Source organism: Proteus vulgaris (assembly GCF_016239305.1).
Taxonomy (GTDB): domain Bacteria; phylum Pseudomonadota; class Gammaproteobacteria; order Enterobacterales; family Enterobacteriaceae; genus Proteus; species Proteus vulgaris_C.
In genome coordinates this window covers 69,686-95,730 of record NZ_JAEHOQ010000017.1, presented here as the reverse complement: position 1 = coordinate 95,730, position 26,045 = coordinate 69,686, and the positions used below count along the sequence as shown (strand labels likewise).

Here is a 26,045-nt window from a genome sequence, read left to right as displayed (position 1 = left end):
GATATGATTTGTACTTACATGATATTCAATGGTTGATTGGAGGAAGGATGTACCTAGTTGAAGAAAGAAGAAAATTGATCCTTGAGGAAATTATTTCGGCAGGAACCGTGTACGTCAGTGACCTCGCCAAAAAATATGGGGTTACTTATGAAACTATCAGAAAAGATTTGACCTTTCTTGAGCAGAAAGGATTACTAGTTAAAAGCCATGGAGGCGCAACTTTAAAACAAGGAGCTATAGAACATCCTTTTCAGGTTAGAGAAAAAGAAAACAGTTCCTTTAAGCAAGCCATCGCTAGAAAAGCTATTGAGTTTGTTCCCCCGAATAGTTCAATGATCATCGGCACAGGGAGTTCTAATTACGAATTGGCTAATCTGCTATGTATGAAATCGGGATTTAAGATCTTCACAGATTCTCTGCCAGTAGCAAGTGTTCTGATTGAGTCGGATAACCAAGTTTTTCTGTTTGGTGGCGAACTAAGGAAGAAAAGCTCCTCCGTCTTCGGTGGTTGGGCTGTATCGATGATTAATGACATTAACGTTGATTTATGTTTTATCGGAACAGATGGTTTCAGTAATATGGCCGGTCCATCCACTCCATCTTCATCTGATGCATTTATAGACAGAACAATCATCGCTCACTCCGAAAAGAAATATATTCTAGGGGATTATACTAAGTTCCAGAGAAGTAGCTTGTTTAAGATTTGTGACTGGTCCGAGATTACCGCGCTAATAACCAATGACATTGCTGATAAAGAGGCGATTGCTGAGGTCTCCAAATATACAACGGTAATAACATGTTAATTTTAAAGTATTGAATAGTGACGCCTCACTTACTTATCGTTATCTCTCCGTTTTGGTGATGTAGGTATTGACGATATGCTCATTAGAGGGAAATAGGTCAGAGTATTTTATACGATTCTATAATGCAGGCTCTGTAGTACCAGATAATATTATATCTTCAATGTATTTCCATAAGGTGGTGTTTACGTTCAAGATGGCCGTGGTAGCACTTCTCACGCATCAGAAGCTTTGTTTCGCTGCGTGCTATGTTTGTCATGATTAGCCTCGAATGTGTAGGTAAAATCTATTTTAATGCGTTTGCCACTTGTATACATTTCTTGTTATATGGATTGATCAAACTGCTGCATGACCCCTCTTTTAGTCGAAGTGTATCGATCGAAATTAGATTGCCTAGCCTTCGCTCATCTCCCACAATAAATATTTTTATCGTATATGGTTTTGTTAAAAAATTGCCTTGATATAGGCTATTTTTCGTCTTTTAAGTAGATCCGTACCATGGCTCTAGCTTAAGGGGCTGGACAATACATATTTATTCAGTTAACCTATCAACTAGTAGGTAGTTTATTGTGACTTATCGTCATCAACCTTTATTAGGAGTGAATATGTCTCACGCAGTGAAACCCCAAGCATCGGCTAATGCTATCAGCAATATTCGCGAAGCCGTACGCGCAGAGCCTGGCCTAGGCAACATGTCGTTTCAAGTAAAAGCACGCTCACACGGTGGTTTAGCGGTTCGCGTAGAAACAGGGTCATCTTTTCAGAATGGTAAAGAGGATAACAGTCGCGCTGGAAAATTTTCAAATATCGGTGATGAGCCTCCGGGAATTCTGGGGGCGGATACTGGTATGAGTCCGACGGAGTATATTCTACAGGCTTTAGCGGGCTGCTATACCGCTACCTTAACCTTGATGGCGGCAGAAAAAGGTATAGAGTTAGAAGGAATCGAATTGGATCTTTATTTCGACATTGATATGAAAGGCTTTCTTGGTTTAGATCAAAATGTACGTAAAGGTGCCAAAAGTATTCGTGTCAACGTACGCCTAGACAGCAATACCGCTACCCGTGAGCAGCTCGAAGAGCTAGTTAGGCTTCTACCGGAAAATTCACCTATCCATGATACTCTCGCAAATCCTGTGCTGATAGAAACTCGCTTAGTGTAATTATCTTCGTTAACGCCTTAGTCCGTTTTCTGTGGCGTGGAGTCTTGCGATATCATTTAGAGAACAATATAATCTACCAACTAGTAGATTATAGAGGTATATCATGACAACAATGACACGTGAACGCCTTCTCTGTGAGGCTGAGCACTTGATGAGAGAGAAAGGCTATTCAGCCTTCAGTTATGCTGACCTGTCTAAGAGTATTGGTATCACTAAGGCTAGCATACATCACCATTTTCCGACAAAAGACATACTCGGCGAACAGGTGGTCAGGCAAGCATTTTTGGATACACGTAACTTATTTGACCAGATCGAATTAACAGAAAATTCGGCAGCTGGAAAAATAGCGGCATATGTAGATCTTTTTACAGAAAGTTATCGAGCTTCTTTGCTGCCGTTATGCTGTGCACTTTCAGCTGAGACGGCTAATCTACCTCAAAACATTACAGAGCAGACGTCGTTATATTTTGATATGCAAATCAAATGGTTAGTTAGCATAGTTGACCAAGGCAACAGTACAGGAGAGTTTTCTTCAAACCTGACCGCTGTCGATGCGGCTTTGCTGATTATCAATATATGCGAAGGTGCCAGTGTCGTGGCGAGGGCAACCGGAAGACCAGAGGTATTCGGTAGTAGCTTGAAGCATATATTACAGATTCTTAAAATTTAAAAACAAAGGGGGATCCCATGCAAGATTGGAATAGTTACCGTACAGAACTGATGCAACGCCTTAGCCAACTTGGCAAATTAGCACCTGATACTATGAAAGGCGTGGTGACGCTGGGTAGCGCAGGTAGTAAAACTGATTTGCTCGGTGCTAAAGTTCGTGAGCTTATCGCTCTCGCCTGTGCAGTCACTACCCGCTGTGACGGTTGTATAGCTTTTCATGCTGAAGCCGCGATTAATGCAGGTGCAACAGATGACGAAATTGCAGAAGCTCTAGGTGTGGCAATTAATCTTAATGCCGGTGCTGCCGCTGTATATTCTGCTCGTACTCTAGATGCTATCAACCAGATGAGAAGCTGATAGATGTTATGATCCTGATATAATTTGATAATTTTTCAGGCATAAGGCATCTGATGAACTTTACTAGGTGTCTTATTATTTATAAAATAAATGAGACCGGAATTTATGCAAAATAGATCATTTTTGATAAAAAAGGGCATTATAGCCCTTTTTTAACATCGTCTATCGCACCGGCATAAAAAGCAGCTGATTTCACACCGGGTATACGCCTTATCAGCTGACCTTCCTTAAATATCAAAACTGAAGGTAGTCCCCAGATTTCGTATTTTGTTGTTAATACCGGCGCCAAATCAACGTTCACCTTACCTGCCTGTACGTCATTATCAAGCTGATTGATGAATGCGTTAAAAAACGCCTCACTTGCTTGACAAGGTGGACACCAAGGCGCAGAGAAGCGCACTACTGATACTCCTTCATAGCGTTCAATATCGCGAAAATTATCTTCGTTATAATGGATTATTTCATGCACGATTTACTCTCCTGATATTTATGTTTTTCTGCAGTTGTAACTGGATTTAAGTAGCAGTATAAATAATTCACGTCAATCTATCAACTAGTAGATAGGTGTGATATGCTTTATCGACTTTCCAGAGGATGAAGTGGATTGGTGTCATTAGTTAACTATTGTTCAGTACACAACTGCATCCTAGCCCGTGTTATATAAAATAAACAAATTATGAGGTATTCGATGAGTAAGTTATTCACGCCTTACAACCTGTCTGGTCTTGAGTTAAAAAACCGTGTGGTGATGGCCCCCATGACCCGTACTCGCACAATGAATGATGTCGCGGATGATGTTGTTGCACTTTATTACGCGCAGCGTGCGTCTGCAGGACTTCTTATAACGGAAGGATTGCCAGTTTCAGAAGAAGCTCGCGGTTATCTCTACACGCCAGGAATTTACACAAATGCTCATGTCGATGGCTGGCGTAAAGTGACGGATGCTGTGCATGAGAAGGGAGGTCGTATTTTTGCCCAACTGTGGCATGTTGGTCGAATGTCTCACGTTTCTTTGTTACCAAATCAAATGGTACCTGTTTCTTCAGGCACTGTGCAGGCAATCAACACGACGGTGTTTGCGCTGACAGATTCAGGTGAACCGGGTCCTGTCATACCCAGTGCCCCGCGCGCTTTGGAAACAGACGAAATTAGTCGTGTTACTCAGGATTTTGTCAGCTCAGCTCGATTAGCAATGGATGCTGGTTTTGACGGCGTTGAGATCATGGCCGCTAACGGGTTTATTTTTGACCAGTTCCTCAGTAGTGAACTAAATACACGTACGGATGGTTATGGTGGTTCTGTTAAAAATCGTCAACGCTTTCTGCTGGAAACTATCGATGCAGTTTCATCCGCTATAGGTAACAGCAAAGTTGCCGTCCGGCTTTCTCCGTATGGCCGTATCTACGATCTTGCCCCTTATGAGGGGGAAGACGAAACTTGGAATGAAATGGCAGCGGCGCTGGGTCAACGCGAATTGGCGTATGTGCATCTTTACTATCAACCAGAGTATACCAAAGCACTGACACCTGAAGGATTCAAAGCAGCTTTCAGGAAGGCTTTCACCGGTACGTTAATCGCCGCGGGTGGGTTCAACCGTGATATTGCCGAAATGGCGCTAAAAAACAATGAAGTGGATATGGTGGCCTTTGGTGTTCCGTACATTGCTAATCCGGACCTGGTTGAAAGAATGCGGAATGGCTGGCCACTGGCAGAAAGCGATCGCTCTACCTACTACGGTGTTAGCGGCAATCCTGAAAAAGGGTATACCGATTATCCTTTTTGGGCCGCTGAATAAGACATTACTTCCGGAGTCTTATGCGGCGGTATCCCAATGTAACGGCATCCGGAAGAACTAATTTTAATATTTATTAGGAATAAAAATGGAAATTCTTAAACCTATTATCACTATCGATATTTGGTCAGACTTAGTCTGCCCATGGTGCTGGATAGCCAAAAAACGCTTTGAAAAAGGGCTTGCCGCATTTGAACACCGAGATAGTGTCGTGATACGCCATCATGGTTTTCGTATTTCAGGCGATCGTCCTCCATTGCCCTTTCGGGAGGCTCTGTATAAAAAATTTGGGGGGCAGCACGATGCTGAATTAATGATGAACCAAGTGGAAACGGCCGGTAAATTGGAAGGTCTTCAGTATAATTTTGACACCATGCTATTTGGTGATACTGAAAATGCGCTGACCCTGTTGGCTGCTGCACATCAGGAAGGCATGGGCGATATGATGGCTGAACGTTTATACCTGGCCGGAACCACAGAAGGACGCTCTATTTTTGACTCTTCAGAGTTGATTAAGCTGGCTGAAGAAGTTGGTATGAATGCATCTGATGCACGCAGCGCTTTAAATAACGAGAGCCTACGAGCCTCTGTGCATGACGATGAAACTTATGCTCGTTCATTGGGGGTCAGTGGCGTACCGCTTTTTCTGTTGAATGAGAAGTATGCTATTAGCGGTGCTCAGTCTGCAGAGAATTTTCTCAGCGCTTTGCTGCAGGTCTGGGATGAAAAGCAGGAAGCTCTACTCAGTACGAACGGCCAAACATGCGGCATTGATGGCTGTAGCATTTAAATACCCTTTATCGACAGTATAAGTATTGGCTGAATATAACCTGCAAAAATGGAGTGAGAAATGAGCGATTTTTTCAAAGGTAAAAAACTTTTAGTCGTTGGCGGCACAAGCGGAATGGGGCTTGAAACCGCCCGTATGGTACTGAAAGCCGGCGGTAGTGTAGTGCTGACTGGTAATAGAAAAGACAAAGCGGAGGCAGTTAAAGAAGAGTTAAGTCAGTTCGGGAACGTTTCGGTCATTGCGGCCAATCTAATGACTGAAGATGGAATGAACTTTATCCGACAGGAAATTAACACTCATCATCGTGATATTAATCTGATGGTCAATTCTGCGGGTATCTTCATTCCAAAGAGTTTTATCGAACACGATGGTACGGACTATGACATGTATCTTTCACTTAATCGAGCTACATTTTTTATTACCCAAGACGTGGTGAAAAACATGCTGGCTGGAAAGTACGAAGGCGCTATTGTTAATGTGGGCTCAATTGGTGCTCAAGCCGCTCTAGGTGACTCACCTGCTTCAGCCTACTCTATGGCGAAGGCGGGTCTGCACGCGTTGACTCGTAATCTTGCTATAGAACTAGCTAGCACAGGTATCCGTGTTAATGCTGTATCACCGGGAATTGTACATACGCCTATTTACGAAGGTTTTATGGACAAGGATGATATTGCAGAGGCAATGAAGGCCATGAACGATTTCCATCCGCTCGGACGTGTGGGTACTCCGGAAGATGTAGCGAACACCATTATGTTCCTGTTGTCAGATAAAGCCGCTTGGGTGACTGGTGCTATCTGGGACGTTGATGCTGGAATTATGGCTGTTCGTCGCTGATTTATGAAAGCAATTTTATGCCATATTGACAACCAATCTTGAAACAGAAAGAGAGTACAATGCACAAGAATTGTTCTTCACTAATTAATGCCTCTAACTAATCTCTATCGATGTTGGTACAATTTATTGTTTTTTCATCTGAGATTGCTTAACAGTATACGTGCTGTTTTTCGATTTAAAAGGTACCAATTAAACCATTTTGTTTACAGGCCTTAATATTTAAAAACAAGATATAATTATTAAAATTACCTAATTATGATTAATGCCATAGGTTACTAATATGATGAAGCTTGATAAAGTTGATATGCAAATACTTAAGCTATTGCAAGCAGATGGTCGTTTAAATAATGCGGAGGTTGCTAAGCGTGTTTTTTTATCGCCACCTGCATGCTGGAAGAGACTTAAACTTCTTGAACAAGAGGTTATAAAAAAATACCAAGCAGTTATTGAACCTAAAAGTTTAGGGTATAATTTTTACGCCTTCATGAATATAACTCTAGACTTTCATTCTGAAGAAACCATGAAGCAATTTGAAAGAGAAATTTTGAAAGTTGATAATGTTATTGTTTGTCATAATATCTCTGGTAGATATGATTATCTTTTACAATTAGTTATTAGAGATATGGACGATTTTCATCACGTATCAATGGAGAAAATCAGGGCAATAGGTAACATTAAAGAAATGAATACTAGTTTTGGTATTAGAGAAATAAAATCATTTAAAGGTTTACCAATAACATAGTTATATATTGTTTAGTTTATAATATTAAGGCTTGCTGAAATTTATTTTCCCAGCAAGCCTATTCTCCTTATCGTTTTATATGATTTATTATTACCAATCTAATTGTATTTATCTTTTTAATAAAAATTAGTATTTGATAGGAAATTACATCCCCGCATTATACTATCAAGTTCCTTGGTGTTGGCACTACTTTCCATTTAATATATGTATAAATTAAAACTTAATCAATCTTAAAAAAAATTTTATTCAAAGAATTTTAAAAATGGCGATATACACAGTAATATTCCAAAAAAGGCAATGTAAATTGATGAGTATGTTTTGTATTTATGTAAAGATTTGACTTTGTAAACTAAATAAACTGGTATTAAACATGATACAATACCGTACAGAGGTCCAGCTAATTGAAAAACTAATAAGACAGGGAATTTAGTTGAAACCCAAATGGATAATGATAGGGCTACAAAAACACCTATTGAGATATTTAATATTTTATTATTAATTTTTTCTCTAGAAATAAAACGTGAAATTATATTAACAACTATTCCTTTCAAAGATTCATGAATACCTAAGTAGATCCCTAAAAATGCTGTAATAAGTGAAAAAACATTTAACATTGTTGCCATTACTTTTACGGTTGATCCGGGTATAACTTGTGCTGCGATTGCTAGAGCTGAAATATTTTGCTCAAATGCAGATGTAGCTTGCTCATAACTAATTGAAAATGTGAATGAAAATGCATAAAATAGCACTACAATTGCTAATGCAGCATATGCTATTCTATTTGTTCTTATTGCTCTATATGTTGCTGTTTCTCTATTTTCCTCTATTTTTCTGTAAGCGATATTCATAGGGTTTAAAATCTGAACAAATAATATCGAATATAATGTAAAAGGTAAAGTTAGAAATACATCACGTACAAATGATAAAAAATTTGGCATAGCCTTAATATTTTCAAAATTCCAATGAGGTATCATAAAGAACCCCAAAACCAAAATAATTCCAAATTTTATAGCTACCATTGGACCCGATATTTTAAATAAAATCTTCTCGCCTTGAGAAGCTATAAATACTAATGATGATATTAATAATAAAGGAAACCAAAATGTATCTGAAAGAGTATCATTAGTTAATCCAAATGTTTTAAAATATGATGCACCATCGTACGTTATTGCAAGTGAATACCCAAGTATTCCTGTTAATAGCATAAAAAAATAGATAGCACCTAAAGTTATCCCCCAATTTTTTCCTAGATATTGAGTTATAATTCCAGAATAATCATCGCATTCTTTTGTTTCTGATAAGGTTCTTAGGTAAAGATTTTGTAGTAGGTATATGGCTGGATAAGAAAGTATTATTGAAAATAAAAATACCCATACTCCTTTTAATCCAATTTGAACTGGCATAAGAACAATTCCAGAACCAATTGCCATTCCAATACATAATACAACCCAACCAAAATCATATAGGGTAAAAGGTATTTTATTATTATGATTATTTTTCATGATTAAAATTCACTTTAATTTAGTGATAATAATGATTGTTTTATTTTATTTAAACCTTCCATTAATATTGATCTAGGACAGGCTAAATTTAATCTTATAAATCCATCACCATTACTTACAAACATATTTCCACCCTCCAATAATATTCCAGAATTGTTAGCAAAGAATAACGATAAATTATTTTTATCGAAATCAGCCGGTAAATATTTATTTATATCTATCCACGCCAAATAAGTTGACTCTGGGATTTCAAAATTAGATTTTGGGAAAAATTCATTAAAGAATTCAAATGTTAATTTAAAATTATCATCTAAATATTCTTTTAGTTTTTCGAGCCAATTATCACAGCTTTTATATGCAGCTTTAGTTGCAACTAAACTAAGTGGTGATATAAATTCATCATATAATTTTAACCATTCATCTTTCAGGTTTTTGTCTTTTATAAATAAATTAGACATTAAATTACCCGCTAAATTAAATGTTTTGCTTGGAGCCATACATGTTATTATTTTTTCTTCGTTAGGAAAAAGTTTAGCTAAAGGAATATGTTGCACATTATTTCTTAGTAAATCACAATGAATTTCATCAGATATAATCCATATATCGTTTTCAATACATATATTTCCCATTTTCATTAGTTCGTTTTTTGTCCAAACTCGACCTGTAGGATTTTGTGGGTTTGATAAGATAAATAATTTAATATTTAATTCTTTATCCTTTAATTTTTTTTCAAAATCAGCAAAATCAATTTCATATTTTCCGTTTTTATATTTAAGGTCGGAATAAATTACTTCTCTAGAGTTATAGTCCCCAGCATTTTTAAATGGAGTATATGATGGAGTGTGAATTAAAATTCTTTCATCATTACTGATCACCAATGGAACTAATCTATTTAAAGCAGGAATAATACCTGGTGATATTACTATATCATTTACATCAATATCCCATTCGTATCTTCTTTTACACCAATCTTTAAAAATGTCATTATAGTCATCGCTATAAATCTTTGTATAACCTAAAATTTTTCTATCTAGCCTTTCTTTTATTGCATTTAATATTTCAGGTGGAGTTGAAAATTCCATGTCTGCAACCCACATTCTGATGAATTCCTCATCTTTAAAATTATATTTGGAATTTTTTTTGTCATTAAATATGTACTGTCTCCATCCATCATAATTTAATGAATCAGTGTTTTTTCTATCAATAATTTCATCAAAATCATATGTCATATTAACCTCTGGTTTTTATTTAAAATTAAATTTTCTTGCTTGTTTTTTGGAAATTAATTTCATTTTTATACTATCAATATCAGTAAGAAATTTTTTATCTTTAAATACTAATATTTAATTTTTTTTTGGAATTTAATTAACTAAATTGTAGATTTAACTTAATTATATTCATCAAATTTAATGTTTTAACGTGGATCACAGAGTTCAATTATGATTAAACTTGACAAGGTTTCTTGCAAATTAAGAGGGATGAATATGGCGCTACTAAATATTGCGCTCGCCTTGGCGAACTCTGCAATGCAGCATCATTGCGCAAGCTGATAATGGGCTTTATGTACGGGTGAATTAGGCTGTTCAGTTATGCAATTGTCTGATCAAAAATGGGTTTCTTAGGGAGGACTGGACGAGGCATATTATGGTAGAACTAAAATTTAACGTGTGTTTGTCGGTGGTGTTGCCATTAGGTATGACCTCTATGAGGCGTATAGTCTGCCTATCCTCCGCCTTTGTGTTATGAGTATGCAAGGGACAAGATGAAACTGTAATAGGGTCTGAAATTTAACCAAACGATTAAGTACACCACTTTGTCTTGATGTCAGAAAGTGAGCAAAACCAAAAGCGGACAGGCTGAACGTTCCGTACATCCCTTACGTTCAGAGGTTTCTGCTCATGGAACGAAATCACCAGTTAAGCTTAAAACGCTTAACGTAGGATAATTTCCAAATTCCAAGCGGCTCCCAGTATTGATGAACAATTCCTTGATATGACCGGCATGACTAGAAAATTACGGTCAGCAGGTACAAAAAAAATTTTGCAGATTACTCATGTACCGGTCGGTGTCGGTTTCGCTCAAACTAAAACACTGGCTAAATTGGCAAACCATGCAGCTAAAACATGGACCAAAACCGGTGGTGTAGTCGATTTGAGTGTTCCTTTACGCCAGAAACGGCTTATGGCTCTTTTGCCGGTTAATGAAGTGTGGGGGGTGGGTAGAAAAATTAGCAACCGGCTTAATGCTATGGGGATTTTTACAGCTCTTGATTTGGCTAACGCTGAAACAACTATGATCCGTAAAACTTTTGGTGTGGTTGTCGAACGTACAGTGAGAGAACTGAATGGTGAATCTTGCATCGAGCTTGAAGAAATCGCAAAAACTAAAGAACAAATCATTTGTTCACGCTCATTTGGGAAAAAAATTGAGCTCTATGAACATATGCATCAGGCTATTTGTGAGTATTCAGAAAGAGCAGCAGAGAAACTTCGAACTGAAAAACAACTCTGTTCTATTGTCTCTATTTTTATCCAGACCAGTCATTACGGAAGTGGACCTCAATACCACAACCACAATTCAGAACGTTTAGAATATCCAAGTTCTGATACAAGAGACATAATCAATGCAGCAGTGCGTTCATTAAAGACCATCTGGAAATCAGGGGTTCGGTATCATAAGGCTGGTATAATGCTCACTGATTTTTCAGATACTTCAGTTGTTCAGCTGAACTTATTTTCTGAGAGTAAACTCTTCAAGGGAAGTGAGCAATTGATGAAAACATTGGATCTGATAAATAGTCGAGGCATTAGCAAAGTATGGTTTGCAGGAAAGGGAATAGACACAAGTTGGCGTATGAAACGAGAAATGCTTTCACCTGCATACACTACAAAAATTACAGATCTGCCTGTGGTAAAGGTTTAGAAATTAGGTTAGGAAGAAACTGATTTGATAACTCCTTGCGTTTGGAATTATATATACTTAATTAATCATTATTCAGATATTGAAACATTCATTATCAATTTATGATTGTTGCCATATGTGATTGATCTGTATTGAGTATTATATACCCGTCATTAAACTAATTCTATTTAACTAATTGATAACAATGCACATAAATTGAAATGATGCCGTTTTACCTATGTAACTAAGGAAAATAGAAAATCCTGTGTGATAGCCTTACGTCGAATAAAAATAATACCTAGTTACACAAAGACAAGGCGAGGACTATGAATACTAACGCAGCAATTTCTACGAATGGCAGTCAACTAAATTCTGATATGAGCAAGGTACTTCTCAATGACCTACCCTACCCTACGCTGAAAAAAAGTACTGAAGCGCACAACATCTCCACATTACGCAAAATGTCAGATGCCTTTGAAGAAAAGGTGTGTACGCGTGGTGATATTTATCGAATCAACGTAGAATTACTGTACGTACAGGAAGGGTTCAACCTGCGCGAGATCGATACTGAACATGCCGGACGTATCAAAAATTCATATGTAACTGGTGTCTATGTACCACCAATCGTTGTGAAAGTAGCAACAATTGATAATCTCCCTCGTTTACAGATTATTGACGGTCATCACAGATACTGTGCTCTACGTATGGCTATGGAGGAAGGCTGCTCAATTAAAGGTGTATACGTCACCGAGTTTTCAGGCAGTCAGCAACTCGAAATCGTTAACATGCTGACATCATCCGAAGGTAAACCTTTAGCCCCGTTGGAAAAAGCCGATGGTTTCCATCGTTTACTCAGTATGGGATGGGAAAAAAAGGAAATAGCACGCTATACAAATACCAGTGTTGTTACGATTAACCGTTTATTACGGCTGTTCAGAGCTGATTACCGAATCACTGATCTCGTTAGAAAGAACTTGATTACATCTGATTTGGCTATCGAAATACTGCTAGAGTGTGAAGAAACTAATCAAGAGGCATATGATGTGATCATTTCCGGATTACATAAAGCAACTGATAGCGGTAAAAATAAAGTTACGAGAAAATTTGTACCTTCAACGAAGAAAGTACCTTTTTCCAAAAAAGAAATACATTCTGTATTTTCACAGTTAAGTGAAATTCGCACAACGATTCATGACAAAGTAGCTGATCTACAAGAGAATGATGAAACTGTCACTGTCGAAATGCCGGTTACAATTATAACCCTACTAAATGATGTACTTCAGAAGTTTGCAAATGACGAGTCCGGCGCATCTAATGATGATGAAAACGAACCAACCGTGGCTGAATCTATTACTGAAGATATTCAGGCATAACAATGGAATTACTTAACAAAGTGCAACTAATAGCACGATTAGGTACGACTCCCAAAGATAACCTGAAATACTCAGAACGGGACGGTGAGGCTATGACCTACTTCTCTGTTGCTATTAACCGGCATGACTCAAAAGGGAATTCGATTGCTGATTGGTTCAATATCAGTGCATACGGAAAAATAGCTGAAATTGCGGCTAATTTCGGTCAGAAAGGACAGCTTGTATACATCGAGGGAAGGCTGCAACCCAACAATAATAGTACCGGTAGTAATGGTTGTTCGATAATTATGAATTACCACACGGGTGTATTCAGAGTATTACCAATTAGCAAGAATTCTAATGCAGGAGCGCAAAATGGCTAAATTAGATCAGGTTTCAAATTGTAATGTGCAAAATCATAATTATGCGATGTCGGAATTGAAAAGAGATCAAACTGTGCTGAATTATGCGTTGTTTAAAGCGCGTGAGAAGCTCCAAGAACTCCAGCACCTCATCAATATATCACAATGTAGTGAAACTGAAATAAGGCGTTATAACGGTGTTTTGGATATGCTTGATAGTATATTTTCATCAGATGAAAAAGAGCGTCAGACTTTGTATCACTCTATGATCATGTCAGGTGTACAAATCCTGTCTGGCAAGTTAAATGGTGAGAAGCAACAAGCCATATTAGAAGCCACAACTCAGGTTCAGTTGGATGAGGTATTACAAGAATCAGAAGCTGAAGTATGGTCTGAACTCCAGCTACTATGTGATCAGAAAACTAACCTCAACTAAGAATACAAAATGAAACTTACAATATCCCTGCCCTTCATTCTGATAACTTCTCTGATCTCAATACCAGTATTGGGTAGCGGTTATTCCGCATTGGAAGGAATTGAAGGGCAACGATATTCTGACTTAGAGAAATACAAAGCCAACTGTTCGGTGTGTATAAGTGTTGCACAGGACATTATAGATATCAGGTATCGAGCATGTAATCAGTCAGTCACAGTAGACGATGTAATAGTTAGGGACCCTTTATATGGTTATCTGAACAGTATGAAATTCATGCTAAATAATGATGTATATAATCAAGTATTATCTATCCTTATTAATGAGAAGGACTGTATTGACAGCTTAAATTGGCTTGAACGAGCCAATTTAAGAATTGAACCATTGGTAAATAAGCCTATTTAGTTCGTGACACCCCAAAATCTCCAGCGGTAGAGTATCTTTAACACAGTCACCGTATTTCTTCTTTTACATCGATTTCTTACCGATTCGTAACCAAATAACGCCGTATAGCGGCGTTATTACCTATGAGTTTCTGGCATATGCCAGATTGATAGCCCCACAACAATTTAGTTAGGTACAAAACGTAGCAGCTTTTAGCTCAATACAACAGACCTCCCTATTGCAAATTTTAGGAAATAATGCATTAATTAAGATAAATTTAACATATGAAATGGAATATCTATGTCAGAAATGATTTACTTAACGCTAAAGGGAAACAAGCAAGGGCTTATTTCAGCGGGTTGTTCTAGCTATGATTCAATAGGTAATAAGTATCAGGATGGTCATAAAGATCAGATACTTGTCTACTCAACAACCTATGATCTAGCACGAAAGCAAAATATATCTCACGCGCCATTTATCATGATAAAAGCTGATGACAAATCCTCCCCCCTTTTGGTAACAGCAATTTCAAATAATGAGATTTTAGACTGCCTTTTTGAATATTATCGTGTCGATAAAAGTGGGGTAATGATCCCTTACAAAAAAATTCGACTCACTAAAGCGTCCATCATCCGTGTTACAAATGAGTCACCGAACTCGTTAACTGAAAATGAAATGCAACCATTTGAAAAAGTGTCACTTATATACGAAAGTATTACTTGCACACATAATACTGCAAACACTTCAGGTTATAGCATCAGAAACGAATCAGTCATGTAGGTATGACAATGAAAATCAATGATGTGTACTTTAATAGATTCGATGTTCCCATAGTAAGTTCTCCAAATATTTACAATGATTCGTTAATAGATGACCCTGTTAAAATCTTTATTGTTGTTAATTACAATTGGGGAATTGGGCACACAGGCATCGTGGTTGGAGAAGGTGAAGATGCTTTTTTATATGACCCATCAGGAGGTTACTCTGAGTGCCCTTCCAGAGAGTGCTATAATAATATTGAAGAATTACGGGCTCCACGTAGTTCAGGTGAATTTTTCGAATATCCTGAATTTAATTGGGATGATTACCTTTCTTTTCAATTGTGGGATGGTCCAGACGTTCAGAAACTGTGTTCTATATACTTAAAGAAAGTGGTGGTATATTTAACTCTCTGGATAAAAAGATCTTCTTCCGCGAAGATCCTTGGAATCTCAGAGAGAAATTAATTGACCTACACTACCCAAAACGTGGGGGGGTCATATCAGGTGCTTATTAAATCGAATTTTCTTATCACATTAATATCACTATTTATAAGTATTGTTTGTTTTTACTTAGAAACAGTTCATGAATATTTTTTTAAACTTTATCCCCACTCTGTAGATTCTAAAATAGTTATTGAAATACAAAAATTACTCGCACTTTCATTTTTTTCTTATCTGATTGCTCTTGCTTTGATTATGCCATTTTTTATTAAAAAGATTAGTTTTAATAAAAAAAACCGTTTTATCTTATATTTTTTAATACCTTATTTAATCAATATGATTGTATGGTATTTTAATGGATATCAAACTATTAATTACAAATATAATTCAGTAATGATTTCTGATTTTTTCTTTACATCTTATATTTTACACTTCGTTTTTATTATTCCTATCATCGCATATATACTGGATTACACCTTTCGTTTTAGAATAAAAAAGTGAATACAATCGCGCACATCGAACTCCCCACACCTATCATATTAAAAAAAACGCCACAATGTGGCGTTATAACCCTAGTGTTAGTGCTTATTATAATAATATAGCGCATGGCAAAACTAATTATACACATAAACACTTTTGTGTGTATGTGTGTATGTGTATATGTGTTAATGTGTGTTTGTGTGTGGATGGTCACATAACCACTTATGTGTTGATGTGTTTTTACACATATGAGCATGGGGTTACTTTTTATAATCCATTTGCCTACTAGGGGTCCGCTTGGAAAACGGAAATTATCCCACGCTAAGACTATATTTTGTACAGCAGTGGAGAAGGATGAGAGACCAGCAGTTCATTAACAGGGACTCCTTTTTGCTTAAGTGGCTCAATGGTTCTTTCTATATAAACCGTATTCCAGAGTGTTATCGCCGCCGTATGTAGTGTCAGCGCCGGTGGCGTGGTAACGCTGATCCTCCCACCCCCAGATCCCTGATTTCATTCAGCCGGTGCATGAAGGATGCTCGCCCAAGGGCCTCACCCTTATTCAGCCCCGCCTGTATGCATCGGCCTAAGCCTTTATCGCAAAATCAGTCCAGCATAAACAGCGTCCGATCTCTGCAGAAAATCGGGCACTGTTGTAAAGTTTAAGTAGCCGGTATGCTAAATTAACTATTTCATTACTGAGGTCCGTTTGGTGAATGCATTTAAAGGTCGTCATTTCACTGGTATTATCATTCTTTGGGCTGTGCGTTGGTACTGCAAATACGGTATCAGTTACCGAGAACTTCAGGAAATGTTGGCTGAGCACGGTGTAAATGTAGATCACACGACAATCTATCGCTGGGTTCAACGTTATGCACCAGAAATAGAAAAGCGGTTACGTTGGTATTGGTGTAATCCCTCCGACCTCAACAATTGGCATTTAGACGAAACTTATATCAAAGTGAATGGGAAATGGACGTACCTTTACCGAGCTGTCGATAGTCGAGGGCACACCATTGAATTTTATCTCTCGCCTCGTCGTAATACCAAGGCGGCTTATCGATTTTTAAGAAAAATATTCAATCGCGTTAAAAAATGGCAAATCCCCAGGGTTATCAATACAGATAAAGCCGCACCTTATGGCCGAGCGCTTAACCTTCTCAAAGAAGAAGGAAAATGCCCTACACATGTAGAACATCGACAAATCAAATTTCACAATAATGTCATTGAATGCGATCATGGAAAATTGAAGCGCGTGATAAATCCCACCTTAGGGTTTAAATCACTTAAAACAGCACATGCGACCATTAAAGGAATTGAGGTGATGCGTGCGCTTCGCAAAGGTCAAGCTGAACATTTTTACTATGGCCAACCGTTAGGAGAAGTGCGCCTCGTGAATAGAGTATTCGGACTTTAATCCACTTTGAGCGGAAAAGCTCAGCTTCACGATTCTATTTGCAACAGTGCCAAGAATAATCCCCATTAAAAAATGAAAGACAGATCTCAGAAAGAGAGCATTTGTATCAGATTAGGATACAAACAGAATATATAAAGTCTTTATATATCAAAAGTTTTTATTTTATTGATATTTATATTCACAAAAATTTACTATTACCTTATAATAAATGTAAGACAATATCTTACATCGGAGTATTTATGGCCAGAACAATGACTGTCGATATAGGAGAGGACCTCCGCCACTTCATAGATTCTTTAGTGAATTCAGGGGATTATCGAACGCAAAGTGAAGTCCTTCGCGAAGCCTTACGCTTGTTAAAGGAAAAACAGGCAGAATCTCATTTACAATCTTTACGAGATTTACTTGCGGAAGGTCTGAGTAGTGGAGAACCTGAAACTTGGGACAAACATGAATTTTTATCACGAATAAAAGAGAAAGTGAATGGTCGCCAAGAAAATTAACCTCACCCCACAAGCTTATGAGGATTTAGAAAACATTTGGTTTTACAGCCAACAACATTTTGGCATAAATAAAGCGGACGAATACATTAACCGAATATCAGCTATTTTTGATGTTCTATCTCAACATGAAATTGGAACTCATCGGGATGAATTAGGAGAAAATATCATTTCTATTCCTATAGAAAAACATGTCATCTTTTTCATATCATCACCACTTGAAATAGTCATTATACGTGTTCTAAATCAAGCACAAGATATAAATATCGCTACCTTCTGGAAATAAGGAAAATTAGCTTCCCCCTCAGAAACTATCAACCAATCCCAGAATAACAATTGATCATTTCTCACTCAATTTTAGAATGTTATTTTTTAGTCCAAGCCTTATCATTAAGGTATAACTATATGGTAGGTATGACCTAATGCTCGTGCCTCATATCATTTAAATCACAATGGGAAACTCTTGAATAAAGTGTTGAATTAGTTTTGACTCTGTTAGGTGTTATTTTAGGGGAAATGGACAAGAACATAATCAATTCTGACAGTCTGCTTTGAGCGAGGTGTGGACGTTGATAATACTGAGTTATCTACACCTTTAGTTTAATGAGTTATGCATTACGGAATGTTTTTCGCCACTCTCTGGGATTGACACCAAATTTCTCGCGAAACTGTAGACGAAAAGTTGGAGCGGATTGAAACCCTGCTTGTTCAGCTACCTGTTCTATAGGAATATCCATGTTCTCCAGCAGTTCCTGACTCCGGTGAAGTCGTGCCGCCGTGATCCACTCAACGACAGACATACCGGTCGCTTTCGTGAAATGTCGCGTAAGTGTCCTGCGGCTCATTGAGGCGTATTCAGCCAGAGAATTAATATCGTGCGGCTCTTGAAGGTTTAGTAGTAGATAATCAAGCACCCTATTAATTCTACAGTCGGCAGTCTTTTGAGTGACAGGATGATCAATATACTGCGCCTGACCACCTTCACGGTGGGGAGGTGTGACCATCCTACGCGCAATGTGATTAGCCGTTAGGCTGTCAAAATGTTGGCGAATGATATGTAGACAGCAATCCATCGCCGCAGCTGTTCCTGCCGATGTAGTTAGTCCATCGTCATCAACATAGAGTTCGTTAAGATTCAAATGAACAGACGGAAACAATTTCCGAAAATCCTCCTCATATTCCCAGTGTGTTGCCGCCATGTGCCCGTCTAACAAGCCAGCATAAGCCAGTACGAAAGTGCCTAAGCATAGCCCTACTATCTGAGCTCCTGCTTCACGTGCTTTTACCAGAGCATTAAGTAGAAACTCGGATGGCCGTTTACGCACATCTCCCCAGAAGGGCACAATGACGATATCAACCTGAGCCAGAACGTCCAGACCATAATCAGCCTGTATCGCCGTTCCTTCCTCAGACCAGATGAGACCCGGCTTTTCAGCACATATTAGGCGGGTAAAGAGCCGTTGATCTGTGAGTGTATCGCCAAAAAGGATCAGCGGAACTGATACGTGATAAGTGCTGAAGCCTTGAGTAACAAGTATGGCAACTGACATCACAGACATTGTGGCTCCTTAAATATCGGTTTCCATCAGAACGTAACAGATTCGCCGTCTGCAGGAGCTGAAACGTAATCCTGAATTTGGTTAATCTGCGCATATTTTAGGACTTCCTGCCGCGTGACCAGACAATGGTTAACAGCTCCCATGTGGGTAGCAACAATCTGAGCTTCAGGTAATACAAAGTGCGCCTTCGAGATATCCTCTTTACCAAAAATGATTGCGCCATAGCCCAGCACATGTGCCCAACCGGTGTTCATAATCAGCACATCCGGCATATATTTTCGCATATTTTCTTCGACGGCTTTAATCCAGATAGAGTCACCAACAAGATATAAGGTTTTTTCTGATGGATGACGGAATACAACACCGCTGGCATCGCCAAGCATTGCTGCCAACTGTGGGTTGGCATAGGCTTCATCAGAACCATGCTGACATGTTGTCTTAATTAGTTCAATATCTCCAAGGCTGCTAATTTCAGTGAGAGCAACCAGATTAGTGAAAGCCTGATCACGCAGCAGCGCTTTATCATTTTCATTCTGAACGTAAATCAGCTTATCTTTTGGCACAATATCTACTGCAGCCTGATCCCAGTGATCTGCATGGGTGTGAGTGACAATTATTGCATCCACATCAAGCAATGAACTTATATCCAGAGGCAATTCTACCATAGGGTTACGAATTTCTGAGCGAGCAGTTCCTTCAAAACCATCCCATGCATCTTTGTCAGAAAGCATGGGGTCGATAAGAAACCTCTTACCCGCATATTCGAGGATCTGAGTTGCATTACGGACCTGAGTAATTTTCATTATATGTTCTCCAAACTTTGCTTAGACAAGTAGGAGTCATGTCAAACATGACCCGATAACCAATTATAGTGATTATCGGGCAATTAAACTGCCTCATAAGGGCCAAGCTTCGCAAATATCGGGTCAAGCTTCAAAATATGCAAATATGGGTAGCAGTCAAAGCACCTTTTTTGTGTCCGTCCTTCGCTCAAAACTGACTGCTAGTTATTGTATAATTTTCAACCCTACTAGGGGAAAAATACATTTGCTCCAATATATATCAGAGTACATAATTCATGAGTGCAATTTAAGTATACCTTTACTGCACTAGGCAAACTCTAGTGCAATAAGTATTAAAAATAGATGTATAATGCACCAACATAACAATACCAATGTATAGTGAACCGATGAACACAACTACACGAATTTATGGGTATCTTCGCGCATCAACGCATGAACAGGATGCGTCTAGAGCAAAAAATGAACTATTGAAATTTGTCGAGGGAATGGGGCTACAAATTGTCTGCTGGTTTGAAGAGAATGAATCGGGTGCCCAACTTCACCGCCCAGAACTCTTTCGTTTACTCAATGTGGCGATGCCAGGTGATATTATCGGCACTGTTGCAAAGTTTAAGTAGCCGGTATGCTAAATTAACTATTTCATTACTGAGGTCCGTTTGGTGAATGCATTTAAAGGTCGTCATTTCACTGGTATTATCATTCTTTGGGCTGTGCGTTGGTACTGCAAATACGGTATCAGTTACCGAGAACTTCAGGAAATGTTGGCTGAGCGCGGTGTAAATGTAGATCACACGACAATCTATCGCTGGGTTCAACGTTATGCACCAGAAATAGAAAAGCGGTTACGTTGGTATTGGTGTAATCCCTCCGACCTCAACAATTGGCATTTAGACGAAACTTATATCAAAGTGAATGGGAAATGGACGTACCTTTACCGAGCTGTCGATAGTCGAGGGCACACCATTGAATTTTATCTCTCGCCTCGTCGTAATACCAAGGCGGCTTATCGATTTTTAAGAAAAATATTCAATCGCGTTAAAAAATGGCAAATCCCCAGGGTTATCAATACAGATAAAGCCGCACCTTATGGCCGAGCGCTTAACCTTCTCAAAGAAGAAGGAAAATGCCCTACACATGTAGAACATCGACAAATCAAATTTCACAATAATGTCATTGAATGCGATCATGGAAAATTGAAGCGCGTGATAAATCCCACCTTAGGGTTTAAATCACTTAAAACAGCACATGCGACCATTAAAGGAATTGAGGTGATGCGTGCGCTTCGCAAAGGTCAAGCTGAACATTTTTACTATGGCCAACCGTTAGGAGAAGTGCGCCTCGTGAATAGAGTATTCGGACTTTAATCCACTTTGAGCGGAAAAGCTCAGCTTCACGATTCTATTTGCAACAGTGCCCTTATAAACAGGTATTAACAATCATTGGTCATGAGAAGGGTTGCTCTAATAGTATGAATTGGCTTGAAAAATCCAATTCAATAATAGAACCTCTGGTCAACAGCAGACACTAATAGCATATTAAAGACAAGGTAGATTAAGGATTGTAAATGAACGATAACACGACAGCTATCAATATAGCCCTTGAAAAAATTGTTCTTCTTAATAAAGAATATAAAGACTATTTAGGTAGCTGTGAACAAGAAGCCATTGACAACATCAAAAATAAAAACATATTTATGCCGTTTTACCATGTTATGCATTTATGTGTAACTAAATTAATGAACGATGAAAATTGGCGTCTGATTCAAAAAGATGTAACCGCTAGGTTGTATCTTTCAGTAACAGAATTTATAGAAAAAAATGGGTTAGATAATTATGGCAATATAGACTGGATAAAACTATTTAGGAATAACTATGACCAAAGGGGTATCCCTCCATCATCAGTACCTACTATACTCCCATGGAAATATACAAAGTCTGTTTATGAAATGGACAGAGATCTTGCTAGTGAATTAATGAATTCACCATTGCCAGAATACATACCAACTGAGTATTTTAAACGAATACCAGAATGGTCTGTGTTTTTAACTGGATTTAAATATATAGTTAAAGCAAGTGGTGACTTATGTGGTTGCACTATAATTGGATTTTGGGTCAGCTTAACTGATCTTGATGGAATTGATGCAGTTGCATTCACATTCTTATTTTCAAACAAGAACACCTCCAGCTTCAATATTTCCTTAAACCACAATAATATTATTGACTCATTTAATGATGCTGCAAAACTCACAGACCATCGAATTAAAAGCGAGCTAAGAGATATATATGTTGAGTTGTTTAAGTTGGCTATACCTATAACAACCTTTTTTATTAAAGATTTTGTAGATATACCGAACAGCACCAATCCAACAGTCTCTTATAAAAACATCAAAAAAACCAAAGGGAAAGAGCGGTTATTTGAGGCTAAAAAAATTAAAAGAACCATTATCGGTGCCAATGTAGGTGATAGTATTCGAGCATTCAATGAAAACCTGAGAAGTACCCATGCACTAGGGACTATGCGCCCACACATTAGGCGAGCTCACTGGCATGGTTATTGGGTAGGTACTGGTGAAGGAAAGAATTTCCTCCTGAAATGGTTACCAGCTACATTCATAAACCCAGAAAATAGCATGTAACCGATGTAAAGTTTTTGGTATCAAAATTCTATATTTTATCTTCAGTCTCATCCTCAAAAAAAACGCCACAATGTGGCGTTATAACCCTAGTGTTGGTACTTATTATAATCATATAACGTATGGCAAAACTAATTATACACATAAACACTCATGTATATATGTGTTAATGTGTATATGTGTTAATGTGTATTTGTGTGTGATTCATCACATATACACGTATGTGTTAATGTGTGTATACACATATGAAAATATTTTAGGCTTTATAGGTAATCAACCTAAAATCTAAGTGAAGAATTAAATCACAGGTACAATAATAAAAAGCAAAAACACTACCAGTTAAAGTAGAGGACCGGAGCATGTTTGTTTTTAATGAAGAAACGTTCCAACGAAACCCGAGCAACCCATGTCCAGATAATGAATTCAATAGTGACGAGATTGATTTTATAAAGGAAATAAGACGATTTTATCCTGAGTTAGAGCAGTGGAGCAATACCGGTGTGTTGTTTGCTTGGGAAGCATATCTACGAGATATATACGCGGTCGGTTGGACTGAATTGGTACGCAAGAGAGAGAACGGCTTTCTCGCGTACTGCTACATAACGCAGTTACGACCAAGCCTTGATTTTGGTGGAACAGGAACATACAACACTGAAATTTGGGATCTTGGAGAGCAAGAGCCGTGGAAAAAACAACCATTGCCAAAACTACCAGATTGGGTCGAATAGTCGAGCATGAGACACTTCTGTTTTGAATTTTACATAGTGAAATTGAGATAAAAGTGCAATAAAAAGGGATGAAATATCATCCCTAAAAAAACACTACCTATTCATTTTGCTTCAGCCACTGATGAACATAATCTGATATTACATCTTTCATGGTGGTGTTTCGTTTAACACATGCAGCTTTGAATCGAATTTGAGTATCTTCATCAAGATCTACATTTATACGTTTTGTTTTTGTACTTTTTTCAAGAATTTTATCTAAGTCCCTGTTTTCACCGAATTTCATCTTTTGTGAATTTGATGATTCATTTACTTTTTCAAGTGCCATAAAGTATCTCTTTTAATTTAAACACATATGCGCTTTTGTGTTTTAGCGCTTATGTGTAAATACACGTTTGTGTTTATGTGTTAATACACATTATGACTCAAAAATAGTCAGGATTTCTTTGGTTAGTATTTCAATCTCGCCTTTTGCATTTCCATCATTAGTTTCAAAAATACTCTTGCCATCCAGAATAGATTTGATATAGCTCTGCCGTTGAGAAATGGCTGTTTTGAAAGAAGATAAGCCGGTATCTTTGAGGTTGTCTTTTAATACTTGCAACATAGTGGTTTGGTCAATTTTTCGAGTGATCAGGAACCTAGCTTCTACTTTGCGGCTGTATGCCTGAGCTTCAAGAACTGATGTAACACTACCGGCTGCGGAAAAATCAAGAGGGCTTGGCGAGACTGGAATTATAACAAGGTCACTAACCATAACCGCTGCTGAAGTAATTACAGAAAGCGAACCAGCACCATCTACAATGACAAAATCATAATCACTTAAATCCTTACGGATGCTATAAACGTCTTTCTCACTGGCTGCGGTGAAAACATCATAATCACAGTTCCCTTCTTTAGACCAGTTAGATAGGCTCATTTGAGGGTCTGTATCGACAACCGCTAACGAATAACCTGCTCTTTGCATAGCAGTAGCAACGTTTATGACGGTGGTTGTTTTTCCAGACCCGCCTTTCGGATTTAAAAAAGAAATTACCTTCACTGGAAACCCTCATATGTGTGTTTGTGTTTTGTTCATTATCTAAGTAAGCCAAAAAATAATCAATGTGTTTTTGTGTTTATGTGTGTTTGAGCCTAAACACATAGACACATAACGGACCTTATCAAACTCACACATTATATGTGACATAAAGACACATACACTTATGTGTTTATGCGTTTATGTGTTTATCATAATCAACAATGTTGATACATTTAAATTGGGGTGCTACTATTAAAACTCGGACGTTGAATTGTAGAGGTGATAAATGGCTCAGGTCACAGTAAAAAAATGGGGCAATAGCCCGTCTGTACGGCTTCCTGTTGCAATCATGCAAAAAGCGGCACTTAGCGTTGATGATACGGTTGAAATAGCGGTAGAAGAAGGTCGTATCATCATTACGCCAGTTAAAGCGGTAGAATACTCATTAGATAATTTGTTAGCCGGTATCACACCGGAGAATATCCATGAGAAAGTAGACTTCGGAGCTCGAACAGGTAAGGAATTAATTTAATGGTATCTCGATACGTACCTGATTCTGGCGATTTGATTTGGATTGACTTTGATCCAGTTGAAGGACATGAGCAGGGCGGTCATCGTCCAGCAGTTGTCCTTAGCCCTTTTGCATACAATAATAAAGTAGGGCTCTTACTATGCGTACCATGTACAACTAAGGGCAAAGGCTATCCATTTGAATGCGAACTCTCGAACGAAAGAGACAGCTACGCATTAGCGGATCAAGTTACATCTGTTGACTGGAGAGCTCGTAAGGTTACTAAAAAGGGCAAAGTAGAGGCATCAGAACTGGCAGAGATAAAAGCTAAAGCAAAGGCGTTAATAGGGTAGATATAATACTTATTTATAAGGGTTATGGGATAGAATGGAAAATGAAACACTACACACAGCAACAGGTAATCAAACTCCTTTAGATAATGCTATATCCTCATTAAGCTCTATTTTAGATGTTATTTTCACAGTAAATGATTATGTTTTAATTTTTATAATTTTAATAATTATTTTCGCTAAATCGAAATCAAGACTATTCAAATTAGCATTTGGTTATTCTGGTATATCAGTTGTATTTTTACTCTCTAGCTATTTTATCAGGGATGATTTACTGTTTGATATTAATAATACACCGCGATTCGGATTATTAATGATCAATATAGGCATGATTACAACAGCATTATATTTAATATACTGGCTTATCTATCTATTCAACGAAAGTGGTATGATTGATAGCAAAAAGAGTGAACCATAGCTAACCGAAAAAGGGTGCTTGTATCACCAATCCTTCGTAATCTATAAAAGAGAAAATGTGGGGGTTTCCCCCCACAAGAGCAACATTACTTATCACAAGATAGCGTTGCTTGAACCACTGTGCCTCCGCTTGTGAAATTTAGTGAACATAAGCGATCACGCATTAACAATGAGAAGCACAGAACTGTGATGCACACAGCAATCAGCCCTATCAGGGCAAATTTGCTCATTTCTCTTGACTCCTTGAGTAAAAGGAGACAGAATCAAATTGCGAAGTTTGTAGACTGCCTCGAATTAAGGGTTATACCTGATTCGGGGCTTTCGTCTTTTTGGCTCGTATCAATGCT

32 protein-coding genes and 1 pseudogene are annotated in these 26,045 nt (G+C 37.9%); 24 read left to right on the top strand and 9 right to left on the bottom strand.

The annotated features are described in order from the left end of the window. Positions 1–47 precede the first annotated feature (47 nt). The 4 genes from JEP40_RS13210 to JEP40_RS13195 all read left to right on the top strand — a co-directional run bounded on the left by JEP40_RS13210 (position 48) and on the right by JEP40_RS13195 (position 2,989). Complete coding sequence (locus JEP40_RS13210; protein ID WP_198623900.1) at positions 48–803, top strand: DeoR/GlpR family DNA-binding transcription regulator; 756 nt, start codon at positions 48–50, stop codon at positions 801–803. A gap of 602 nt (positions 804–1,405) precedes the next feature. Then, the gene (locus JEP40_RS13205; protein ID WP_198623899.1) at positions 1,406–1,963 is read left to right on the top strand and encodes an OsmC family protein; all 558 of its coding nucleotides are present in this window, start codon (positions 1,406–1,408) and stop codon (positions 1,961–1,963) included. A gap of 103 nt (positions 1,964–2,066) precedes the next feature. Then, positions 2,067–2,633: a TetR/AcrR family transcriptional regulator gene (locus JEP40_RS13200; protein WP_198623898.1), complete on the top strand. Its 567-nt coding sequence runs from the start codon at positions 2,067–2,069 to the stop codon at positions 2,631–2,633. 17 nt (positions 2,634–2,650) lie between these two features. Continuing rightward, complete coding sequence (locus JEP40_RS13195) at positions 2,651–2,989, top strand: carboxymuconolactone decarboxylase family protein (RefSeq protein ID WP_198623897.1); 339 nt, start codon at positions 2,651–2,653, stop codon at positions 2,987–2,989. A gap of 139 nt (positions 2,990–3,128) precedes the next feature. Here JEP40_RS13195 and JEP40_RS13190 read toward each other — a convergent pair whose 3' ends face one another. Further along, positions 3,129–3,458 carry a thioredoxin family protein gene (locus JEP40_RS13190; protein WP_198623896.1) on the bottom strand — a complete coding sequence of 110 codons (330 nt, stop codon included), beginning with the start codon at positions 3,456–3,458 and terminating at the stop codon, positions 3,129–3,131. A gap of 219 nt (positions 3,459–3,677) precedes the next feature. Between JEP40_RS13190 and JEP40_RS13185 the strand changes: the two genes are divergently transcribed. The 4 genes from JEP40_RS13185 to JEP40_RS13170 all read left to right on the top strand — a co-directional run bounded on the left by JEP40_RS13185 (position 3,678) and on the right by JEP40_RS13170 (position 7,147). Next, the gene (locus JEP40_RS13185) at positions 3,678–4,784 is read left to right on the top strand and encodes an alkene reductase (RefSeq protein WP_198623895.1); all 1,107 of its coding nucleotides are present in this window, start codon (positions 3,678–3,680) and stop codon (positions 4,782–4,784) included. 85 nt (positions 4,785–4,869) lie between these two features. Next, positions 4,870–5,571: a DsbA family oxidoreductase gene (locus tag JEP40_RS13180; RefSeq protein WP_198623894.1), complete on the top strand. Its 702-nt coding sequence runs from the start codon at positions 4,870–4,872 to the stop codon at positions 5,569–5,571. Positions 5,572–5,631: 60 nt separating this feature from the next. Beyond that, a complete protein-coding gene (locus JEP40_RS13175) occupies positions 5,632–6,405 on the top strand; it encodes an SDR family NAD(P)-dependent oxidoreductase (protein ID WP_198623893.1) in 774 nt (257 codons plus the stop codon). A 280-nt stretch (positions 6,406–6,685) separates the two neighbouring features. Then, positions 6,686–7,147, top strand: a complete 462-nt coding sequence (locus JEP40_RS13170; protein WP_198623892.1) for an Lrp/AsnC family transcriptional regulator — start codon at positions 6,686–6,688, stop codon at positions 7,145–7,147. 242 nt (positions 7,148–7,389) lie between these two features. On the opposite strand, the gene JEP40_RS13165 is transcribed toward JEP40_RS13170, so the two are convergent. Both JEP40_RS13165 and JEP40_RS13160 read right to left on the bottom strand, forming a co-directional pair. Then, on the bottom strand, positions 7,390–8,649 hold the full coding sequence (locus JEP40_RS13165) for an aromatic amino acid transport family protein (RefSeq protein WP_198623891.1): 1,260 nt from the start codon (positions 8,647–8,649) through the stop codon (positions 7,390–7,392). 14 nt (positions 8,650–8,663) lie between these two features. Beyond that, the gene (locus JEP40_RS13160) at positions 8,664–9,878 is read right to left on the bottom strand and encodes a MalY/PatB family protein (RefSeq protein ID WP_198623890.1); all 1,215 of its coding nucleotides are present in this window, start codon (positions 9,876–9,878) and stop codon (positions 8,664–8,666) included. 712 nt (positions 9,879–10,590) lie between these two features. On the opposite strand from JEP40_RS13160, the gene umuC reads away from it, so the two are divergent. From umuC to JEP40_RS13130, 6 genes are all read left to right on the top strand, one after another. Further along, the gene (gene umuC / locus JEP40_RS13155) at positions 10,591–11,571 is read left to right on the top strand and encodes a translesion error-prone DNA polymerase V subunit UmuC (RefSeq protein ID WP_332873103.1); all 981 of its coding nucleotides are present in this window, start codon (positions 10,591–10,593) and stop codon (positions 11,569–11,571) included. Between the two features lie 305 nt (positions 11,572–11,876). After that, a complete protein-coding gene (locus JEP40_RS13150) occupies positions 11,877–12,923 on the top strand; it encodes a ParB/RepB/Spo0J family partition protein (RefSeq protein WP_198623888.1) in 1,047 nt (348 codons plus the stop codon). A gap of 2 nt (positions 12,924–12,925) precedes the next feature. Then, the gene (locus JEP40_RS13145; protein ID WP_198623887.1) at positions 12,926–13,285 is read left to right on the top strand and encodes a single-stranded DNA-binding protein; all 360 of its coding nucleotides are present in this window, start codon (positions 12,926–12,928) and stop codon (positions 13,283–13,285) included. After that, a complete protein-coding gene (locus JEP40_RS13140; protein WP_198623886.1) occupies positions 13,278–13,700 on the top strand; it encodes a hypothetical protein in 423 nt (140 codons plus the stop codon). The genes JEP40_RS13145 and JEP40_RS13140 overlap by 8 nt, the downstream gene beginning before the upstream one ends. A 681-nt stretch (positions 13,701–14,381) precedes the next feature. Then, positions 14,382–14,861: an Hcp family type VI secretion system effector gene (locus JEP40_RS13135; RefSeq protein ID WP_198623885.1), complete on the top strand. Its 480-nt coding sequence runs from the start codon at positions 14,382–14,384 to the stop codon at positions 14,859–14,861. Positions 14,862–14,869: 8 nt separating this feature from the next. Then, positions 14,870–15,307 carry a hypothetical protein gene (locus JEP40_RS13130; RefSeq protein ID WP_232799283.1) on the top strand — a complete coding sequence of 146 codons (438 nt, stop codon included), beginning with the start codon at positions 14,870–14,872 and terminating at the stop codon, positions 15,305–15,307. A gap of 798 nt (positions 15,308–16,105) precedes the next feature. Here JEP40_RS13130 and JEP40_RS13125 read toward each other — a convergent pair. Continuing rightward, positions 16,106–16,395 (bottom strand): annotated as a pseudogene (locus JEP40_RS13125) (Tn3 family transposase); the annotation flags it as partial. Positions 16,396–16,475: 80 nt separating this feature from the next. Here JEP40_RS13125 and JEP40_RS13120 point away from each other — a divergent pair. From JEP40_RS13120 to JEP40_RS13110, 3 genes are all read left to right on the top strand, one after another. After that, positions 16,476–17,180, top strand: a complete 705-nt coding sequence (locus JEP40_RS13120; RefSeq protein WP_198623884.1) for an IS6 family transposase — start codon at positions 16,476–16,478, stop codon at positions 17,178–17,180. Positions 17,181–17,419: 239 nt separating this feature from the next. Further along, complete coding sequence (locus JEP40_RS13115) at positions 17,420–17,683, top strand: type II toxin-antitoxin system ParD family antitoxin (RefSeq protein WP_198623883.1); 264 nt, start codon at positions 17,420–17,422, stop codon at positions 17,681–17,683. Continuing rightward, on the top strand, positions 17,664–17,966 hold the full coding sequence (locus JEP40_RS13110; RefSeq protein ID WP_198623882.1) for a type II toxin-antitoxin system RelE/ParE family toxin: 303 nt from the start codon (positions 17,664–17,666) through the stop codon (positions 17,964–17,966). The genes JEP40_RS13115 and JEP40_RS13110 overlap by 20 nt, the downstream gene beginning before the upstream one ends. Before the next feature lie 322 nt (positions 17,967–18,288). Here the strand turns inward: JEP40_RS13110 and JEP40_RS13105 are convergent, their stop codons facing one another. Both JEP40_RS13105 and JEP40_RS13100 read right to left on the bottom strand, forming a co-directional pair. Continuing rightward, on the bottom strand, positions 18,289–19,239 hold the full coding sequence (locus JEP40_RS13105; RefSeq protein WP_198623881.1) for a GlxA family transcriptional regulator: 951 nt from the start codon (positions 19,237–19,239) through the stop codon (positions 18,289–18,291). A 26-nt stretch (positions 19,240–19,265) separates the two neighbouring features. Next, a complete protein-coding gene (locus tag JEP40_RS13100; protein ID WP_198623880.1) occupies positions 19,266–20,042 on the bottom strand; it encodes an MBL fold metallo-hydrolase in 777 nt (258 codons plus the stop codon). Between the two features lie 386 nt (positions 20,043–20,428). On the opposite strand from JEP40_RS13100, the gene JEP40_RS13095 reads away from it, so the two are divergent. The 4 genes from JEP40_RS13095 to JEP40_RS13080 all read left to right on the top strand — a co-directional run bounded on the left by JEP40_RS13095 (position 20,429) and on the right by JEP40_RS13080 (position 23,402). After that, on the top strand, positions 20,429–20,659 hold the full coding sequence (locus JEP40_RS13095; protein WP_232799281.1) for a recombinase family protein: 231 nt from the start codon (positions 20,429–20,431) through the stop codon (positions 20,657–20,659). Positions 20,660–20,701: 42 nt separating this feature from the next. Next, a complete protein-coding gene (locus tag JEP40_RS13090; RefSeq protein WP_198623879.1) occupies positions 20,702–21,406 on the top strand; it encodes an IS6 family transposase in 705 nt (234 codons plus the stop codon). A gap of 200 nt (positions 21,407–21,606) precedes the next feature. Continuing rightward, positions 21,607–22,677, top strand: a complete 1,071-nt coding sequence (locus tag JEP40_RS13085; RefSeq protein WP_172688831.1) for an AcrVA2 family anti-CRISPR protein — start codon at positions 21,607–21,609, stop codon at positions 22,675–22,677. 497 nt (positions 22,678–23,174) lie between these two features. Next, the gene (locus JEP40_RS13080) at positions 23,175–23,402 is read left to right on the top strand and encodes a hypothetical protein (protein WP_198623878.1); all 228 of its coding nucleotides are present in this window, start codon (positions 23,175–23,177) and stop codon (positions 23,400–23,402) included. A gap of 97 nt (positions 23,403–23,499) precedes the next feature. Here the strand turns inward: JEP40_RS13080 and JEP40_RS13075 are convergent, their stop codons facing one another. Both JEP40_RS13075 and JEP40_RS13070 read right to left on the bottom strand, forming a co-directional pair. Next, positions 23,500–23,727: a plasmid partition protein ParG gene (locus JEP40_RS13075; RefSeq protein ID WP_048607652.1), complete on the bottom strand. Its 228-nt coding sequence runs from the start codon at positions 23,725–23,727 to the stop codon at positions 23,500–23,502. Between the two features lie 90 nt (positions 23,728–23,817). Next, on the bottom strand, positions 23,818–24,441 hold the full coding sequence (locus tag JEP40_RS13070; protein WP_147675501.1) for a ParA family protein: 624 nt from the start codon (positions 24,439–24,441) through the stop codon (positions 23,818–23,820). Between the two features lie 265 nt (positions 24,442–24,706). Here JEP40_RS13070 and JEP40_RS13065 point away from each other — a divergent pair, with 265 nt between their 5' ends. The 3 genes from JEP40_RS13065 to JEP40_RS13055 are packed head-to-tail and all read left to right on the top strand — an operon-like array spanning position 24,707 to position 25,699. After that, positions 24,707–24,952, top strand: coding sequence for an AbrB/MazE/SpoVT family DNA-binding domain-containing protein (locus JEP40_RS13065; RefSeq protein WP_023159984.1), 246 nt, complete (start codon positions 24,707–24,709; stop codon positions 24,950–24,952). Next, positions 24,952–25,284, top strand: coding sequence for an endoribonuclease MazF (gene mazF, locus JEP40_RS13060; protein ID WP_048607647.1), 333 nt, complete (start codon positions 24,952–24,954; stop codon positions 25,282–25,284). The genes JEP40_RS13065 and mazF overlap by 1 nt, the downstream gene beginning before the upstream one ends. 34 nt (positions 25,285–25,318) lie before the next feature. After that, positions 25,319–25,699: a hypothetical protein gene (locus JEP40_RS13055; protein WP_147675500.1), complete on the top strand. Its 381-nt coding sequence runs from the start codon at positions 25,319–25,321 to the stop codon at positions 25,697–25,699. 85 nt (positions 25,700–25,784) lie between these two features. On the opposite strand, the gene JEP40_RS13050 is transcribed toward JEP40_RS13055, so the two are convergent. Continuing rightward, positions 25,785–25,928, bottom strand: a complete 144-nt coding sequence (locus tag JEP40_RS13050; RefSeq protein ID WP_071547955.1) for a Hok/Gef family protein — start codon at positions 25,926–25,928, stop codon at positions 25,785–25,787. Positions 25,929–26,045 lie beyond the last annotated feature (117 nt).